This is a genomic window from Acetonema longum DSM 6540 (assembly GCF_000219125.1).
GTDB lineage: Bacteria > Bacillota > Negativicutes > Sporomusales > Acetonemataceae > Acetonema > Acetonema longum.
The window spans coordinates 1-257 of the sequence record NZ_AFGF01000199.1 but is presented as its reverse complement, the minus strand read 5'-3'; the positions used below and the strand labels follow the sequence as shown (position 1 = coordinate 257).

Annotated in this window: 1 protein-coding gene; it reads left to right on the top strand. The window is 51.0% G+C overall.

The window, feature by feature from the left end:
- Nucleotides 1-198: hypothetical protein (locus ALO_RS23290; RefSeq protein ID WP_238528297.1), on the top strand; the 198-nt coding region annotated here is incomplete at its 5' end.
- Between the last annotated feature and the right edge of the window lie 59 nt (nt 199-257).

Below are 257 nucleotides of genomic sequence, written 5' to 3'. Positions count from 1 at the left end.
CATATGGGCAGGCATCCCAGCCTGACGATCATCCCATATGGCGGAGGTGGTTACTGGTCGTGTTTTTTCATTTCCCCGTCAGCTGAGGAAAACGAAAAGGTCGCCATGACCTGCAAGTGCTCGCAACACTTGCAGGCTCATGCAGGTAAACTCGCTACCTACACGTGCAGCGATTCCGCTGCCACAGCAACCTTATGAATATACTACTTGATTTTGCAGATTGTTACAACCCTTCCCTCGTGTGTAGGATACCTCGC